Below are 16,264 nucleotides of genomic sequence, written 5' to 3' on the forward strand. Positions count from 1 at the left end.
CTATGGATACAAAAGAAAAGGAAGAGCTAATATCAATGCTCAAACAGTTAATGAGCCCGACAAGTAATGATGCCCTATCTAATTCTTGGGAACGGGTAGAAGAACTAAGAGCAGAGCTAACAACTGATACTAACAAATACCCATGGAGAGAATCTGCCGAAGTCCTGTGGCAGGCCGTCTCTTATGCTCAATATGATGATGAATGTGGGATAAATCGCAGTGACAAGATCACTAGGACTCCGTTAGAGTCCCTTAATGACTGTTTGGAGCGGCCAAGATTTCCTCCCATTGAAGTACTTTCTGCCATAAATGAGGCTTTTCAAATTTACATGTTGGCAGGAGGTAAATTAGAACTTGAAGATGTTTTCTTTGGGCCACGAAAAAGAGGTGTAGGCAACTATTCAGCAAGGTGTCGAAAGGAGGCGGATTATTCACATTTTGACTTTTATGTCCGTGTTGGCGGTGATCTGAGGTTGATGTCAGACGAAGAAGCTTATAGAGCACACCAGAAAAAGAGTCTTGAGGATAAAGCTGAAGAGTATCTCGCGTATGGGATGAACCCTCACAGAGCTAAACGTCTGGGCGTTCAAGCTAATTGTGAAAGTGGTATTGATCCAGAAAGCTACCTTCGAGGTTACAGAAGGTGGAAACGGACACCTAAAGAGTAATTATGTCCTTCGGTGACACAACGGCTAGTTCGTCGGCGTGAGCCGTATGAGCATCTAAGCTGGATTAGTCATGACTCAATCCCCGTCAGTTTCGAAATCACAATACGACTAGATCTGACAGTCACAAGATCTGACAGTCTGCATGCCAGCGTGATCATGGCTAGCACGTTTATGCCCCATTATCATTTAGAGTAAGTACTCTCATAGTTTGACGTCCCTCTTAGTTGACCAATCTGGGCTAATGCATCAATATAAATTTTGGTTCATATGTCGTTGCTTAGAATAATTGGTCTGGTGAAGATTTTGGGGATGGAAACATGAACATTTGTGAGCGTTATTGTTGTAATACGTGCGACACTATAATCGATTGTAGGATTGGCATGTCAAACAGAGACATTCAGCCATTCCAATTTGCGTGCCCCTCCTGTGAAGAGACAATTAAATTTACTTTTGGAGTCCCCGATGGTGCTCTCTCTGGAGCAACGGAAGTAAAAGCCATTAATGGCATATTCGACGGGAGCAACCCTTTTGTTGATTTACACCTAGATTTCCCCGTGTTTTTTGGCGAATACGAAAAGGGAAATACAACATTTTTCAATGTTATTGATGCCATCGGCCGTGAGGCTCTAGCTCACCTGAATAATCGACTTAACACCTTAAATAACCTGTATCCCAAATGCCGTGATCTAAAAAGAGTCATCACACAAAAAGGAAGATGTATTAGTCGCTCTTTATACAGCGACATCGATAATGTCTTCACCCTTTACAATTCATGAACACAATAAAGAGTTAAGCAATGAAATTCCGAAGTTGTTAAATTGGCTATACCAATACCAGAACGAACAGTGCATTAACTTTTTTGATGAGATAATTGATAGTGGCTTTTTACAAACACTCCATTTTGATTGCTTGAGCCTTTACCCCAAGATGCTCTCATTTGACCTCCCTCTCAGGCCTGCGTTGTATTACGACTATGCTGATATAGACGAGAAAGACAAGCTGCCAGCTAGAGTCTCTACTGCTGATTTTGAAAGCTGTAACAATCTTTACAAAGACTTATCAGAAGTTTTCTCTAGACAATTAGTGCTTATTGCTGGATTAAACAATCTCTTGAAGCGAGGAGACGCCAACCTTTTTTCAGAACAAAAGCGTTTCAACAAGCACCAACAGCCAGTAAAAGCTTTTTCTAGCCTTAACAATTATGCCAATGTTGATTTGGGGCAAAAGCTGGACGCCATTGACGATTCTTTTTTTGCCTTCAATCAGGAAGCTATTGATAACCAATTACGAAATGGAATCGCACATTTCAAATACGAGTATCATGAATCCACTCAGCTCATTACCTACTACCCATTTAGAGAAGGGATAGAAAGAGTTAAGGGTGTGGAAATACAGTTCATTGAATTTATGAGGAAAAATCTACTTTTATTCAGAGAGAACCACAGTTTGAATCATATAATCAAGTCATTACTTTACTACACCATATTAATACTTAAGAAAGATATTTAGCTTTGACTAAACCATCGACGTTCATCATCCTGCTTTCTACAGATCGAATGGCTAGAGCATTGCTGCCCCTAAATGAGTTTAGATAAAAATTCGTTCAGCCTATCCTTATTGACTCTTGCCTTAGTAAAACTAATAGGCAGACAAGAGCCGACACTATCATTATCGAATTCCACTTGTTTAGTGTGTTTGCGGCCTGCGTATATAGATCGTCATTAATATGAGACTAGGCACTCATTATCTGATTTTATTTATATCAACGTTAAGGTAATATTCGATATAGTACAAAGACTTACGTCTGGCGGTAAGTAACATACTAAAAGGGTTAGTTGGCTTACTGTATACCATATAAAGCGAGGGGCAGAAGAAATTGACCAGTAGAGCAGCAAACGCCACGATAAAAGGCTATTTATATCAATTTGATTATAGCGTACTGAAAATACTTGAGACCCGAGATGATAACGAGAGCTTTGTCATAGAAGGGACAGAGGACATCGATATACACGATGAAACTACTAGCAAGCATGTCCAATGTAAGTACTACGAAGCAACCGAGTACAACCACTCAGTAATTAAGGATGCTGTAGTAGCTATGCTCACTGATTACCATGAGCGTTCTGAAGATGACAGAAACACTAGAAGTTATCACATCTATGGTTTTTATAGTAGTGGTCAAAGCAAGCTCCCCGATTCAATAGACACTGAATTCGTAAAAACTAACTTCCTCACGAGCAAAAAAAGACAAAAAAAAGAAGATAAAGACAAAGGCAATAAGGAAGTGGTAATAAAAACACATGAAGTTCTCGGAATCACTGATAATACCATAGATAGCTTTATCAGAGCTTTAGAAATAAACGTAAAAGCAGCTTCATATGAGTCTCAGCAAAACTCTATATATGAAAATCTTAAGTTAATAAATGATAGGAGTTGCGATCATGAAATTGAAACTATATATTACCCTAGAGCGTTGAGCATCATAACAGACCTAGCTAAAAACAAATCAGAGACAGAAAGAACCATTACAAAGAAAGAGTTTTTATCAAAATTACCAAAAAAAGAAATAGTCTTTAATCAGTGGTTAATTCACAAGATAGAACAAGAAAAATATAACAAAGCAATAAAAAGACAGCATTTTACATTCAAGAGAACAAATATCCCTAAAGAGACGAGGATTTTTTCAATTGATATTAATAATGAATTTAAGCTTGGGGATACAGTAACATTATTGAAGTCGATCAGTGACAGATTTTCCAATGTAGAACATCAAAGGACAACAAATGACCATCGCTTTTGCCCTTTCGTTTTAATTAAGGGGGTTGGCGAAAATGAGTTGAAATCTATAAAGCAATCTCTCTACAAATCTAAATTACTTTTTTCAGATGGATTCCCTTTTAAAGATTCTGATTTCATTGTAAACCACTTGATGCAAAACTCTACAAAAGAAAACAAATTTAGGCTTAAATTTATTCCTAGCGAACTAACACTTAAAGAAATAAATGACTTAAGTGAATCAGTAGTGAAAGTTTATGATTTCTATAAAGAAACACCTATAGATAACAGTTTTATACCTGAAGACTTCGATTACAAAGCAATTAGAATTGAGAGCGCTTATTCAATTACGGAGATGATACAATAATGACAAATAAAACCACTAATGCACAAGTGATAGGTATCTTTCCTGATAAAGTGAAGGTAGCCATAATAGATATCGAAAAGTTTACAAACGGTGAAAGTATTAAGGTAGGTTCTTATATAAGAATTACTGACAACGAAGACTGTGTGCTTATTGCTGCTATAGAGAACTTCTCTATCGAGACAACAGAATCAGGCGACCCCAAATACCTGATAGAAGCCTTCCCGCTAGGTGTTATTGACGACGGCAAATTCATTAGAGGAGGAGATGCACTAACAATACCTCCAACTGGAGTCGCGCCAGCAACCGAGGACGATATCAGAAAGGTGTTTGAGGATTCAATTGAAGAAAAAGAAAACTTTTCTTTCTGTAAATTACTGTCTAATCAAGACATAACAGTCCCTGTCAACGGTAACAAATTCTTCAATAAGCATATTGCTATTGTTGGGTCTACAGGCTCAGGGAAATCTCACACTATTAGCAAAATATTGCAAAAAGCGATTTCTGAAAAGAATATAAAAAGTGGAGAGGAAAGTTTTGAATTAAACAACTCACATACCGTTATTTTTGATATACATTCTGAATATAAAACTGCGTTTCCAAAAGCTAATGTATTAGATGTAAGTAATTTAAGCCTTCCTTATTGGCTTTTAAATAGTGACGAGCTAGAAGAAATCCTCTTGGATACTGGTGAGCGAGATAATTACAACCAGTCTGCAATTTTTAGACGCTTAGTTACAGAAAATAAAAGAAAACACAACCCCACAAAAGTTAAAGTCTTCTATGATAGCCCAATAAAATTTAGTATAGAAGAGGTTTTAAACGCAATATATAACATCAAAAGTGAAACCATAAACTATAAAAATGAATCTCGCTATATGGTAGTTGATGATAGTTATGAGCTAACTAAGGATGGTAAAACAAATGATGGTGATGGTATATTGCTTGATGAGAAGTCACGATTAGATAAATACTTCAAAAAAAGATTTCAATTCCATCAGGCAAAAGGCAGCAATATATCAAAAGGTAGTTATGCAGATGGCTCTCTAAATAAGTTCTTTAGCCGATTTGAGTCAAAGGTAGCCCAAGACAGACTTTCATTTATCTTTAATAAAGATAATATGGAGTTAACGCTAGAAAAAGTATTGGCCTCATTGATTGGGTATAGTGACAATAAGTCGAACGTTACCATTATAGATCTTAGCGGAGTTCCTTTTGAAGTATTGAGTATTACTGTTTCACTTATATCTAGGCTACTATTTGAGTACGGTTATTATTATAAAGTACTCAGAGAAGGAAAAGGAGAAAAGTATAACAATGATGCTCCACTCCTATTAGTCTACGAGGAAGCTCATAAATATGTACCACGATCTGACTTATCTAAGTTCCGAGCTTCTAAAACGTCCATAGAGCGTATAGCTAAGGAAGGTCGTAAATATGGCGTAACACTTCTCTTGTCAAGTCAAAGACCCGCAGAGATTTCAGAAACCATTTTTTCACAGTGTAGTAACTTTCTAGCAATGAGGCTTACTAACCCTAACGACCAAAACTATGTATCTCGCTTGCTACCAGATACATTGGGGAGACTTAAAGATAAACTCCCAAGTTTAGGTGCTGGTGAAGCCCTTCTTATCGGAGAATCCGTAATAATTCCCTCATTAGTGAAGATAGATAGATGCGTTGAGAATGAGCCATCGTCTAACGATATTCCATACTACGAGCTTTGGAAAGAAAAATGGAAAGATATCGACTTTATAGAAATCGAAAATCATTGGTTGGGTGATTAACGCGACCTATTTATAATTTACATACTGCCCTTATAGTAGTAATTTCAAGGGCAGTATTGATTCAGCATGCGTTTTCTATATATGAAAGCCATCTTTTGAAAACACTTCAACTAAACATCTTTCTTGGAAGTGATCAGATAATACTATGTTCGACAATAAGAGGAATAAGGGCCATTTCTTGTCTCTTTCCGTCCATGGTTTCCTATACTTTTTCTAACCCAATCGACAAGAGCTAGAACAAGTTCTGTAGCTCATTTATGTCCCAAGGCTCGCTAGTAATGAGTAACTATCCCAGCCCTTAATTGCGTATAAGGCTCAAACACTAAACGGAGAATCGAAGGTGGCGATAACTTGCTCTCGAAAACGCCCGAGTAACTTGAACTGCACCTCTTCAGAAAGGCTACTGGAACTACTTTCATCGTTGTAATGAAAATCTGATTGTGGACAACAGAAGTGTAACGCACTTTCTTCAACTAGCGGTGTAGGTTGTTCAATGCTTTCCTGATGAACCTGTATTTCTGTAGCCACTTGTTCAGTTGGCATGTGGTGTTCAATTACAATATTGTCTGGGATGTCTTGGTCAATACGATTGGCGAAATCGCTGAGTAGTGGTTCCGCAAAGGTGTAGAGCCATGCTTGTTGATCTTTGGCTCGGGTAATACGTAATACTCGCCCAAGGATCTGTCGAAAATACATCTCGGTCTTAATGCGGCTTAGATGACAGCAGACTTGCAGCCGCGGGATATCCGTTCCTTCACTCACCATGTTTACACTCACGATCCACTGCGTTGTATTATGCCTAAACTTGTCAATAACTTCGTCAGAGTTAGGTGTTTTATGGGTAACAAGAATCGCGGTCTGATATAAATCATCTCGCAATAATTTTATTATCACTTGAGCATGCTTGGTGGACGAAGCTACGACTAAGCCGCCAGCAGTCGGGTTGATGCGACGGATTTCGCTTAATTTATCGCAGCCTAATCCTAATAAATAACGCATAGTGTTTTTGCAATGCAACAGCACTTGATAGCTAACACTCGAACCCTCAAGCATCTCTCGTAAGTTAGAATAAGATGCGGATTCGTTTTCACTGTGGACTGTGATTTTTTCATTATCAACTAAGACAATGCGTGGATTGCGACATACTTTATCAGATACAGCTTCTCCCAAACCATAAACGTAATCGCAGGTGATGTGCTGCCCGTCTTTCGAATAACGAGATAAGCTTATTGGGATGTTGTCTGAACGCCATGGGGTACCAGTCATTGAGAGGGTAAATGCTGCTTTTTCTTGGATCTTTGCCAGTATCCGTTCTCCCCATGCGTTTGCATTAGCCAGTTCATTACCAGAGCAATGATGAACTTCATCTAAGATAACAAGCACTCGGTGACTTTCGAGTAGCAACAGGAAACGCTCACTCAAAGTGAGCAACTTTTGATAAGTGAACGAGAAACCTTTAGCACCTAGACCACCATCGAATAAACAATTAAGTCGATGGCTGAATGTTTTCTCAATTCCGTTGGCAACTTCAGTTGAAGGTGAGAAACAAATAACGAGGTCAATCTTGTCCTGCTCAAACAAACGCATGGCAACTTCTGCCGCCATGACTGTTTTACCGGCTCCAGGTGTTGCTAAGGCAAGAAAGTGGTTGGAGATGCTGGTGTAGTGAGTCAGAGCGCGCTCTACGCACTCTGCTTGCCAATGACGTAGCTTCATTTAATGACTCTGAGTGTAGTGTTGTAGAAGAACCTTGGTGGCTTTGATTTGACCGATAAATTTGGAGCTTCTTTCTTTTGCCTGTTCATATTGCTGTTCGAGAAAAACACGCTGTTCTGGAAAAAGAGCAAACTGCTTTTTGTACTCTTCTGACTCGCCAATACTTGCGAGCAGATCGACTTGATATTGCTTTAAGGTTTGCTCTAATTCGCGCATAGGAGAGCAACTTTTATCGTTATCTAAATGCGCACCTTGCTTTGTTTTTGTGGACGTCATTATTTTTGTAACAGCGGGGTAATGACCCTTTGCCATTTTCGGCGGATTACTGAAACTAAATTTAGCTTGCGTAAAACGTTCATTAATCGAATAACGGGATCCATTGTTACTATCATCCCTTATCAGCTCAAGCAGACCACCACTGACAAGAATCTTGATTTGGCGGTAAACAAATTTGTAGGCGCTATCTTGGCTTGCGTTAACTTTAGATAAAGAAAGGTACATATCTCTAAGCTGAGGGATCGAAAACCTTAGCTCAGGATTGGTAGAAAGAATCGAATGAACGATCTTATCTATTTTGACTGTTTTATCCGACATTTACACACCTACAGCTCATATTTAAGTACTCGTTTCTCTTGATTAGAGTCAGGCCCATCTAATACGGATTATAATCCGTGGCTTTATAAGCCGCAACTTTAGATAGTTCTTGTCTTTTACAGGATGAGAAATGAAAGACTTAGCACTTCGGTTCGGGCTACAATTGCGTGCTGTTCGCAAAACAAAGAACCTGTCTCAAGATAAATTAGCCCTTATTGCAGATATTGATAGAAGTTATGTGGGACGTATTGAGCGTGGTGAAGTGAACATTACCCTCGAAAAAGTGTATCAGTTAGCTGAAGTCCTTGATGTTTCGGTTGAAGCACTGCTTCCAAAGTGAGTGGTATGAGAGAGCTGCTTGCTTTAATGGTGTCAATAGAGGCGTCAAGCAATAGATCATTACGCCATCTAAGAAAATTAATAAGCGACGGCAACACTGACTCAAACAGTCTATCTCGCTCATGCCCCATTTAGAGATGGATACTTACATTCGCTTCTTCCTGAAACGAGCACTAATCTGTCAGATTTAGTGATACCTGATTGGGACAGCAGTCAGATCGAGTGTGAGTAATCCTAAGTAATGCCCGGTGAATTTAATTTCGACAACTAGGTCTTAGTTACTAAGTCTTAGTCGTCAATTTTTATTGATGTTCAGTGATGGAGAAATTTGATTGATAAAATGCAGCATCATGATTGTTAAAGATAAGATTTAATGATGTTTTTTTAGCAATAAACACGCTTTGTACATTATTGGTTAATCGTGTTGTAAGCACACTCCGTAATGAATAGGTTAAAGCACAGGACAAAGGGGCGAGACTGTCACAATTGTAAAACCACAGCAATCTGGGCTTAGTACCATCTTCAATTGCATTTCGAAAGTCAGCATTATCATGACTTGTCAAAGCCTCTTCAGCACTGTTGTATCTACTAAAATCAAGGTATTGGACATCAATTTCTTTTGCCTTAGCTAATTTTGATGCTTCATCAATGAATCGATGATCCATTAAACTGCTGTCAGCTGAGATGATTCTAAGATCCAGTATCCATGCACAATCTATAAATCGTTCGGCAGTTATTCTCATGGGTATTCTCTGGTGTTAGTTTTGGTGGAAAGAGCACTCTTATGCCATAGGCTACTCAATGATACTTCATTTTTACACCTGGTCTAAACTGGCCAGCCAGGCCATCGTCAAAAACGACCGTCCTTCTAGGGCACTCTTATTTTGGCGGTTACGTTTCACTGGCATCGATCATTGCAGGCGATAGTCGGAGACAACAGGACATAAAGCGATTTCGCTCCGCATCTGTATAGGGTGTTAGCCAACCTTCGCTAACTCAAATTTGCCCCAAAGTGTGTTTAAGGAGGGCTTTTTTGTCATTACACTGACTAATGAGTTTTCACTACGTTTTACCTCAATCATTATCAAGCACAGCAAACTTGGTAGCATTTTATTGTGCAACAGCCTGTTGCCCAATTGCGAAACAAGTTGTTTCGCAGATCCAATGATGAAATTGGCTGCAAATTATAGCCGATTTGACACTCTCAAATTTTGCCGCAGGGTGTTGCAAAATTTGTCCAAAAGCCTGTTGGACAATCACCTAAAATCGTACCCCTCGGCCTTGGCCTGAGATGGCGTCAGATCGATGATGCGGATTCGCCCATTCGAGTAGTCATATTGAATGCTGTTTGGTGTACCGGCACAGCCTTAAAGGGTAAAAATAGCAGCCAGTGTGATAAGTGTTTTTGATAGTTTCATATAACCCCCTGAATCGTATGAGCTAATAAGATCACACAGGTTCAGGGGTTCATAGATAGGTTCAGTAGGCAATATTGCGGTTTTTGATAAGAACGACTCTATTCGTCATTATATAAAGACCTGATAAGGCTTTTATCATCCATATCAACTTTATCAAGATCCTTAATGTCCCGCCCTTCGACTTTATGATGATACGCCCTGCTGCCAATGACAGAAGCCACTTCTGTACTGCCATCTTCCATTTTCAGCGTGGCTAAGCCAGTTGATTCTTTGGATAGAATGAAGACCCTGTCTTTGAACTCTTCTGTACTGCCCCAACCATAAGGCACATAGTCCTCCAACAAATCGTGAAAGGTAGCAACGTGACTTACCCTCGGCGTCATTGAAGACTCGAATACCTCATTGAGATCAACGAAATAAACCGATTTGTTCGAAGTGGTGAATGATTCGCCCATTCTATCCAGCCAAAAGCGTTTGCCGTCTTCGGTCTGCTGATCATCGGTAATGACGATGTTGTGGTTGTCCAATAGATGATTAAAAATCAGCGTAGGCAAGCCTCTAGTTGCGGCGCTATGAGGACCCGCGATTTGTCTCCAGACCAATACTTGTGAACAGTTTTCTATTGCAAGATAAGCATTAGGTGACGGGCGACTCAAAACCGTTACCTTATAAACAGTTTCCGCATTGCATTCATCTTCATTAAGGCGTGTGTAATCAGTATTGTCTCGGCCAGTGTAAATCAGGGCTATGGTGAATTTGGTACCATCAGCATCTAGTTTATCGCGGGATCGCATCAATCCGTAACCTTGAGGCTCAATGAATCCTGGCACCTCATATGGGTAGGGTGATTCGCTAAGAAAGATACCTGTTTCTTCTTTGTTTCTTGAAGGGGTAGTTAACTTCATATCGAATCCGTCTTTGATCACCATTGGCATTTTAAGTCTAGCCTCAATCCTTTGTATTGTAATAGCTTTAACATAGCGAAGAGTGCGGAAAAGAAAAGCCCCCGTGTTCGAGGGCTTGAGCTGGATCTTAGTTATACGACCAGTAGGTGTAATAACCGCGATTGTAATCGGCGTGCAAAAATGTGTTTGCCTAGCCAAAGGCATCAAAGCCTTTTTCTGTCAAAAGGGTGATGAGCAACTGGGATCACGTACCCAACCAACACGAATGTCGAAAGCTGTACCTTTGTGGTGATAGCCTGGTTCTTCCTTCTCAACTTCATCGGGATGTTCTGCGCAGCGATAAGCAGAGTTCAAGCTAATCCCTCGCTCAGTCAGCGCAAAGAAGCGATCCCTAACGCGCTGTAAAGCGTCCAGAGCATCTTTCTGTAGCCCATGTGGGACTTGCAAGTTACAACCGTCGCAGCGACAAGAAAGACTCTTTTTTGCTGGAAGTAACCGGTGATGAGGCAATCCATCAAACCATTCCTGCCGAACAGGCAAACTGTGATTTCGACGGCCTAGTTAACTAATTTAATGCAGGAAACCATCGCCCGTTAGGGTGCTAATGAACCCACCGCTTGGTGGCGGGTTTTCTATTTTTGGCGCAGGTAAATGTCAACCTGCCAGTTTTCCCATTAGGGATGTGGCTTATGAGAGTATTGGACTGAGAGTACTGCTACTTCCACCTCCCTCTATTAATAGAAAAGGGATTAACAGGCTTCAAATTACTTTTTTTTATAGGAGTGAGTGAAATTAAAGCAAATGCTTTAACACGAAAATGCCCCATAAAGCGTTAGAGTAAAGGCTCTTTCGTATCCTGTTTAAAGCACAGCGGTAGGTATTTTTTGATGACCATATCTGGCATTCAAGTGGTGGCTTGAATGTCAGATTGTGGTTTGAGTGAGGGAGGTTAACGTTGGTTATTGAATATCGCTGTATATATATATCCACTTATAACAAAGCCACCAAACGTAAATTGCACCGAGACTATTGCTAGAGTCATCATTTATCAAACCATGAGCGACTTTATTCCTAAAGTTATAACTGAATTGGCTAGTAAAGAGTGCTTCAGCCTTAAAGATTACTTCGCGATTCAGTATTTTGTAATCGGAGGCTATCCCCAATAACAAAGACATACTTTTTTCTGATTCTGTCGTTTTGTTTATAGTTATGGTTGGAATTCCAGCTTCTTTTAAAGTAAATCTCAGAATACTTTCAACCATAGGGCAAAGAATAAACAGCGCAGTTGAAAAATCCAATTGATAACCGTGGTATAGCGCTTTTGCCACCATTGCCTTTTGGTTTTGAGGAATAATTGCACTAGAGTTAGTCAAGTTATGAAAGTAGTCTTCATTTAGTTTTAACTCACTTCTTAGTTTTTGAAGTGCGGGATAGATGAAGCCCTGTGACATACAATCAACACTACGTATGAAAGTTCGATAGCTATCAATGCGATCAGCTTCAACTGAGTCACTAGCAAACTTACCAAGTGTTCTTCCATCACTTTCTGTGAAGGCAACTGAACCAAATAACAAACGTGAAAATAAGGTTTCAGATTGCTCTCTTTTTTTTAGCTTAAGAATATGTCGATAATCTAAATCGGGAAATTTAATAATCTCGTTAAGGTTTTTGCCGTCAATCAATTCATCTACTGAGTCAAAATATGGTTTCAAGTCGATTTCAATAGGTATAGTCGCTGCTGCATTTAGTTTTACTATGGAGTTCCTAATATCAACTAAATGGTGTTCAATAGACGCTACAGTGTCATTAATATGATTTTGTTCTTTAAATCCATTGCTCAGCCCTTGAAGTAATGAAATAGCCTCTCGATACCTATCCGCAGCAACGTGAAAATTGTTCCCACTTTCATCTTGCAAAGCCCATGCTTGCAGAGTGTTGCTTAATGAGAGGGTTAGCTCCTCATAACTGATATTTAATTTTCTGTTCTTTTTGCATATGCTTATTAGTAATTGCCAATAAGAAACAGCAAGCCAATATCCTTTCTCTTCAATAGCACTATCTACCTGATTGATAAGTGATTGGCTTAGATCTGAGGCGAAAGGCCCGAGTTCGTCGATTTCAAAAAGCAACCTAGTTATGATGAAAGTATCACCACCACTTAGAGCATTATTGGCTAGCAATTGAGTGATTCGATTCTTATCTTTAGGTCGTTTTGATACTTTTGCTAAAAATAATCCTCTTTTCCAGTAATTAGTAATGTGGATTATTTCTTGTAACGGGAATTGTTCATACGCATCAATTGCTTTGGATATATACTCGTCATTCTTTATATGTTCTGTTGACCACAGAACATCGTAAAATTTAGCACTAAGCCAAATGGAATTTATGGACTCAACCAGTATTTGGATATCACCAATCAGGTTAGAATCAAGCTTATCTATTTTCCAAAATCCGTTATTTTTTAGGGATAATCGGTTTCGTTCAATCCTGTGATCGACAATATAGATAAGAGAATTTAGCAAAGATACTTGCTGGTTATCTAGCGTGGCAGCATTATCATCTCTCAATTGGGCAACTTTCCAAGCGTAATTATATTCATTGTTATGATTAGTGATACCTGACTCGAACGGAGCTTTCACTAAAAGAATAAATTCATTCGCATTCATCATTTGTATCTCCTTGTTTAAGTTAGTAAGTTACACAATCAAAGCCTTGTTTAAAACCGCTTAAACGCCGTTAAAGGATAAAAAAAGAGAGGCAAGTTGCTTTAGCTAGATTAAAGACTCTAAAGCATTTCTGTCCATTCCTTTTGCAGGCATACACCACCACAGGCTTCGGCATTAAGACGTGGCATTAATCAGAGGCCCTGCAATAGCTTGTCTCTAGATAGCTTCCAGCAGGGGCTTTTACCGTAATACCATTTACGTATAGCTTTGCTGTCGCTTCGATCTCCATTAAACGCGCTAAATCCTCTATGCTATCGCTCAAGTATTTTTCCTTGGCCTTTTGTTCTTTTGCCTGTTCTGCTTCGGTTATTTGTAATTTGGTGTCAGCAATCAACTGATTTAGCTCTTTTACATTCTCGTTATGATTTACAAGTTTTCTGATTTTAAGCAGCTCTAATTTGACCTTTAGGTCTGAAATATTCTGCGAGTAAACATCCAATTCCTTCGGACGGCTAACAACTTTTTGCTCGACTATATATTTTTCAGAATCAAACTTCAGGTAATGAGTTGCATCAGCAATGTTTCTTGTAATCATCTTTGATTCATAAAAATCGACAACGTATGCAAGCGGATGTGAAGAGCGGCTTTTGCTTAGTGTGAAATACCGCCAAGCATCATCCTTTCCATTGTGGATAGGTAGCTCTACATTGAGGGGAATTGCTTTTCTTGGAAGATTTCCACTGATTGCTAATCCAGAGAACTCAACACCAGTATCCTTAACCTGCAGGCCCGTCATCGCCTTCCACTCCAGACCAGACTTCCAGTAAAGCGAAGTGTTGTTTGGGAATGTCTTCTCTAGCTTGAAAGTGTCCGAGCCGCAAGTGAATACATAGCTAGTATTTAGCCAGCCATCAGAGAAGGTATCGAATACTGTTTTAAGTGAGGTGGTTGCGCTTACTGCCGTACAGGTTGTCAAACCTAATGCAAATACTAAAGCTGCTTTCATAATGCTATGGAATCTAAGGAAAAGTAGTTTATGCTACTACACACCACTATCGATGTGTCACCGTCTGCAAGGTTTAGTTCTATGTGCTGCCTATTTTGAGCGGATAGAGCAAAAAAATCTAAGGTGAGGTATAGCTAAACAAACACAATTGCCAACTCACTTTTGTCCAATTGTGTATTACTGGTGCTGATATTGAGTTCTAGAACCGCAAATCTGTCACGATAAAGGATAGAAGGGTGCACATCGGTCACCCTTCGCCAATAACTCCAATTTATATGCACTTATTCATCTGACTCTTTGCCAAAATCAGAAAGAGCAGAGGTGATCTCTGTTGCATTTTTCTCACTGAAGCGCTCTTCAACAAAGTCGTCGATTTTCACTTCCATGGCAATATCAGTTACTCTTTTGGCATCATCTGGCGAGAACCCGTCTTTTATGTAGGCAGCCATTAAAGTCGTCGAGCTACGACCTACATTTTTTCCAAACCGCTTAATACCATCTTTCATACTCATACAGCGACTCCTAATCAATACGAGGTAAGCTATAAGCGTAGACAAACCTATCAGTATTGCATGTCACAGAGGCATAGACATTGCTACAGCGGCAGTAACTAATTTTTGGCGCTGCTGTGCTCCTGTTTTCTCACTACCTTGTGAAGGATTGTAAGTTCATCGGCTTTCCCATACCTGAGCTAACCCGTGAAATGTTAAATTTGAAAAGTAGTTAACACGTTTATGTCCAACTTCGTGCCAGCTTCATCATCTGGCACGATTTTGCCTCATTCCGTGTTAGATCAAGAAGCCTAAGAAGGAATCGGGCATAACTGAATTATTGCCACCATATTCGTTTGGTGCCCCCCGCTGCGCTACAATACCAATCCGAACAGAACAGGGATGATAACCAGTGAAAAACATCTATTTAGATACAAACGTATTTTACACGCTAGATTTCAACGTATATAACGACAAATTTGACGAGCTATTGGCACTAGCTGAAGAGCTGGGAATCACTCTATACACGAGCGACATTGTAGTTGACGAAATCAAAAGCGGGTTAGCCAAAGACTGGATCGGCCTTTCAAAAATGGAGGCTCAAATACAAAAGCGATATTTTGACATAGCACAAGATGGATTTAAAAGTCAGTCACCTATTGTTAAAGAGAGAGCCTCTGACGCCCTCGAGGATCTGGAAGATTTTTTCACAAAAATCAGCATACTAAAAAGAATAGACCTCAAGACCCAAAATCTAATGGCAGTATTTGATGATTACTTTAATAAAGAAGGGTGCTTTAGCTCTTCAAATAAGCCAAAAGAGTTTCCTGATGCGTTCCAGTTTGAGTTAATCAAAGACCACTTAGAGCCCAATGATACATGTATCGTTTCTAGTGATGGCGACATGCAATCTGCCTCTAAGCGATATCAATACGACTACCGTAAAAACCTCACTGAAGTTTTGCAAGAGCTTAGAAAAATCAAACACAATAACGGAATATATTTCGACAGAAATGAATCTATACTACTTTTCAGATACTTACAGTACGAACATCTGTCAATAAAAGAGTTGCAAGGTGAGCTTGAGCTACTTGGGTATCCTGATATGACCAAGAGTGAATTAGTTGATACGATCAATGCTCTTCATAAAAAAGGTGTTGTGAAATTTTACGAATTTACAAACAGCTGTTTTAGCGAGAAATCTGATTTCAATGCAGATTGTGATTACGTGCGAGCATGCTTATAGCGGGGGGAGGCGTAACGCACTAGCAAGGGCGACAAGGTTAACTTGCGGGCCCTTGCTTGACAGATTTTCTATCTCGAAAATGTCCAGCGGCGCCTTTGGTGGTGCTGAGGTGCAGATTGTACGATTAGGTCAAGCTACACTACCAAAACTGTCAGATCGTGTATGAGTCAGTACATCTAAGCCTTTCAGAAGCTCTTTCTCGCTGAATGGAAGGCATTTCTTCTTACCTTTGACTGGCTTAGTGTTGATCTCATCGTCTTTTTTTGGGGCTTGAGTACACATACGTTAC

General features: G+C 39.6%; 17 protein-coding genes. 8 read left to right on the forward strand and 9 right to left on the reverse strand.

From position 1 onward, the window contains the following. Positions 1 to 2: 2 nt before the first annotated feature. The 5 genes from L4D76_RS01620 (at position 3) to herA (ending at position 5,594) form a co-directional block, all read left to right on the forward strand. Positions 3 to 668 carry a hypothetical protein gene (locus L4D76_RS01620; protein WP_428439184.1) on the forward strand — a complete coding sequence of 222 codons (666 nt, stop codon included), beginning with the start codon at positions 3 to 5 and terminating at the stop codon, positions 666 to 668. Between the two features lie 380 nt (positions 669 to 1,048). Beyond that, complete coding sequence (locus L4D76_RS01625; protein WP_428439185.1) at positions 1,049 to 1,444, forward strand: hypothetical protein; 396 nt, start codon at positions 1,049 to 1,051, stop codon at positions 1,442 to 1,444. Continuing rightward, the gene (locus L4D76_RS01630; RefSeq protein WP_428439186.1) at positions 1,419 to 2,177 is read left to right on the forward strand and encodes a hypothetical protein; all 759 of its coding nucleotides are present in this window, start codon (positions 1,419 to 1,421) and stop codon (positions 2,175 to 2,177) included. The genes L4D76_RS01625 and L4D76_RS01630 overlap by 26 nt, the downstream gene beginning before the upstream one ends. 367 nt (positions 2,178 to 2,544) lie before the next feature. Continuing rightward, positions 2,545 to 3,810 (forward strand): DUF4297 family anti-phage-associated protein, encoded by a 1,266-nt coding sequence (locus L4D76_RS01635; protein ID WP_428439187.1) that lies wholly within the window; start codon positions 2,545 to 2,547, stop codon positions 3,808 to 3,810. Further along, a complete protein-coding gene (gene herA, locus L4D76_RS01640; RefSeq protein ID WP_428439188.1) occupies positions 3,810 to 5,594 on the forward strand; it encodes an anti-phage-associated helicase HerA in 1,785 nt (594 codons plus the stop codon). The genes L4D76_RS01635 and herA overlap by 1 nt, the downstream gene beginning before the upstream one ends. Positions 5,595 to 5,909: 315 nt before the next feature. Here the strand turns inward: herA and L4D76_RS01645 are convergent, their stop codons facing one another. Together L4D76_RS01645 and L4D76_RS01650 are read right to left on the reverse strand one after the other, a co-directional pair. Continuing rightward, complete coding sequence (locus tag L4D76_RS01645; RefSeq protein ID WP_428439189.1) at positions 5,910 to 7,310, reverse strand: DEAD/DEAH box helicase; 1,401 nt, start codon at positions 7,308 to 7,310, stop codon at positions 5,910 to 5,912. Beyond that, positions 7,311 to 7,904: a hypothetical protein gene (locus tag L4D76_RS01650; RefSeq protein ID WP_428439190.1), complete on the reverse strand. Its 594-nt coding sequence runs from the start codon at positions 7,902 to 7,904 to the stop codon at positions 7,311 to 7,313. A 130-nt stretch (positions 7,905 to 8,034) separates the two neighbouring features. On the opposite strand from L4D76_RS01650, the gene L4D76_RS01655 reads away from it, so the two are divergent. Next, positions 8,035 to 8,244 carry a helix-turn-helix domain-containing protein gene (locus L4D76_RS01655; protein WP_428439191.1) on the forward strand — a complete coding sequence of 70 codons (210 nt, stop codon included), beginning with the start codon at positions 8,035 to 8,037 and terminating at the stop codon, positions 8,242 to 8,244. A 301-nt stretch (positions 8,245 to 8,545) separates the two neighbouring features. On the opposite strand, the gene L4D76_RS01660 is transcribed toward L4D76_RS01655, so the two are convergent. From L4D76_RS01660 to L4D76_RS01670, 3 genes are all read right to left on the reverse strand, one after another. After that, positions 8,546 to 8,986: a hypothetical protein gene (locus L4D76_RS01660; RefSeq protein ID WP_428439192.1), complete on the reverse strand. Its 441-nt coding sequence runs from the start codon at positions 8,984 to 8,986 to the stop codon at positions 8,546 to 8,548. 773 nt (positions 8,987 to 9,759) lie between these two features. Next, positions 9,760 to 10,566 (reverse strand): hypothetical protein, encoded by an 807-nt coding sequence (locus tag L4D76_RS01665; protein WP_428439193.1) that lies wholly within the window; start codon positions 10,564 to 10,566, stop codon positions 9,760 to 9,762. A 219-nt stretch (positions 10,567 to 10,785) separates the two neighbouring features. Further along, positions 10,786 to 11,013, reverse strand: a complete 228-nt coding sequence (locus L4D76_RS01670; protein WP_428439194.1) for a D-Ala-D-Ala carboxypeptidase family metallohydrolase — start codon at positions 11,011 to 11,013, stop codon at positions 10,786 to 10,788. Between L4D76_RS01670 and L4D76_RS01675 the strand changes: the two genes are divergently transcribed. Next, positions 11,001 to 11,135 (forward strand): hypothetical protein, encoded by a 135-nt coding sequence (locus L4D76_RS01675; RefSeq protein ID WP_428439195.1) that lies wholly within the window; start codon positions 11,001 to 11,003, stop codon positions 11,133 to 11,135. The two genes, L4D76_RS01670 and L4D76_RS01675, sit on opposite strands and share 13 nt — an antisense overlap. A 390-nt stretch (positions 11,136 to 11,525) precedes the next feature. Here the strand turns inward: L4D76_RS01675 and L4D76_RS01680 are convergent, their stop codons facing one another. The 3 genes from L4D76_RS01680 to L4D76_RS01690 all read right to left on the reverse strand — a co-directional run bounded on the left by L4D76_RS01680 (position 11,526) and on the right by L4D76_RS01690 (position 14,750). Continuing rightward, entirely contained in the window at positions 11,526 to 13,235 is a 1,710-nt protein-coding gene (locus tag L4D76_RS01680) for a DUF4209 domain-containing protein (RefSeq protein WP_428439196.1), read from the reverse strand. Between the two features lie 184 nt (positions 13,236 to 13,419). After that, positions 13,420 to 14,238, reverse strand: coding sequence for a hypothetical protein (locus L4D76_RS01685; RefSeq protein ID WP_428439197.1), 819 nt, complete (start codon positions 14,236 to 14,238; stop codon positions 13,420 to 13,422). A 281-nt stretch (positions 14,239 to 14,519) separates the two neighbouring features. Continuing rightward, positions 14,520 to 14,750, reverse strand: coding sequence for a hypothetical protein (locus L4D76_RS01690; protein ID WP_428439198.1), 231 nt, complete (start codon positions 14,748 to 14,750; stop codon positions 14,520 to 14,522). A 391-nt stretch (positions 14,751 to 15,141) separates the two neighbouring features. Here L4D76_RS01690 and L4D76_RS01695 point away from each other — a divergent pair, with 391 nt between their 5' ends. Then, positions 15,142 to 15,975, forward strand: a complete 834-nt coding sequence (locus L4D76_RS01695) for a PIN domain-containing protein (protein WP_428439199.1) — start codon at positions 15,142 to 15,144, stop codon at positions 15,973 to 15,975. 129 nt (positions 15,976 to 16,104) lie between these two features. Here the strand turns inward: L4D76_RS01695 and L4D76_RS01700 are convergent, their stop codons facing one another. Continuing rightward, positions 16,105 to 16,257, reverse strand: coding sequence for a hypothetical protein (locus L4D76_RS01700; RefSeq protein WP_428439200.1), 153 nt, complete (start codon positions 16,255 to 16,257; stop codon positions 16,105 to 16,107). Positions 16,258 to 16,264 lie beyond the last annotated feature (7 nt).

This window comes from Photobacterium sagamiensis (assembly GCF_050337085.1).
In the GTDB taxonomy this organism is placed as follows: domain Bacteria; phylum Pseudomonadota; class Gammaproteobacteria; order Enterobacterales; family Vibrionaceae; genus Photobacterium; species Photobacterium sagamiensis.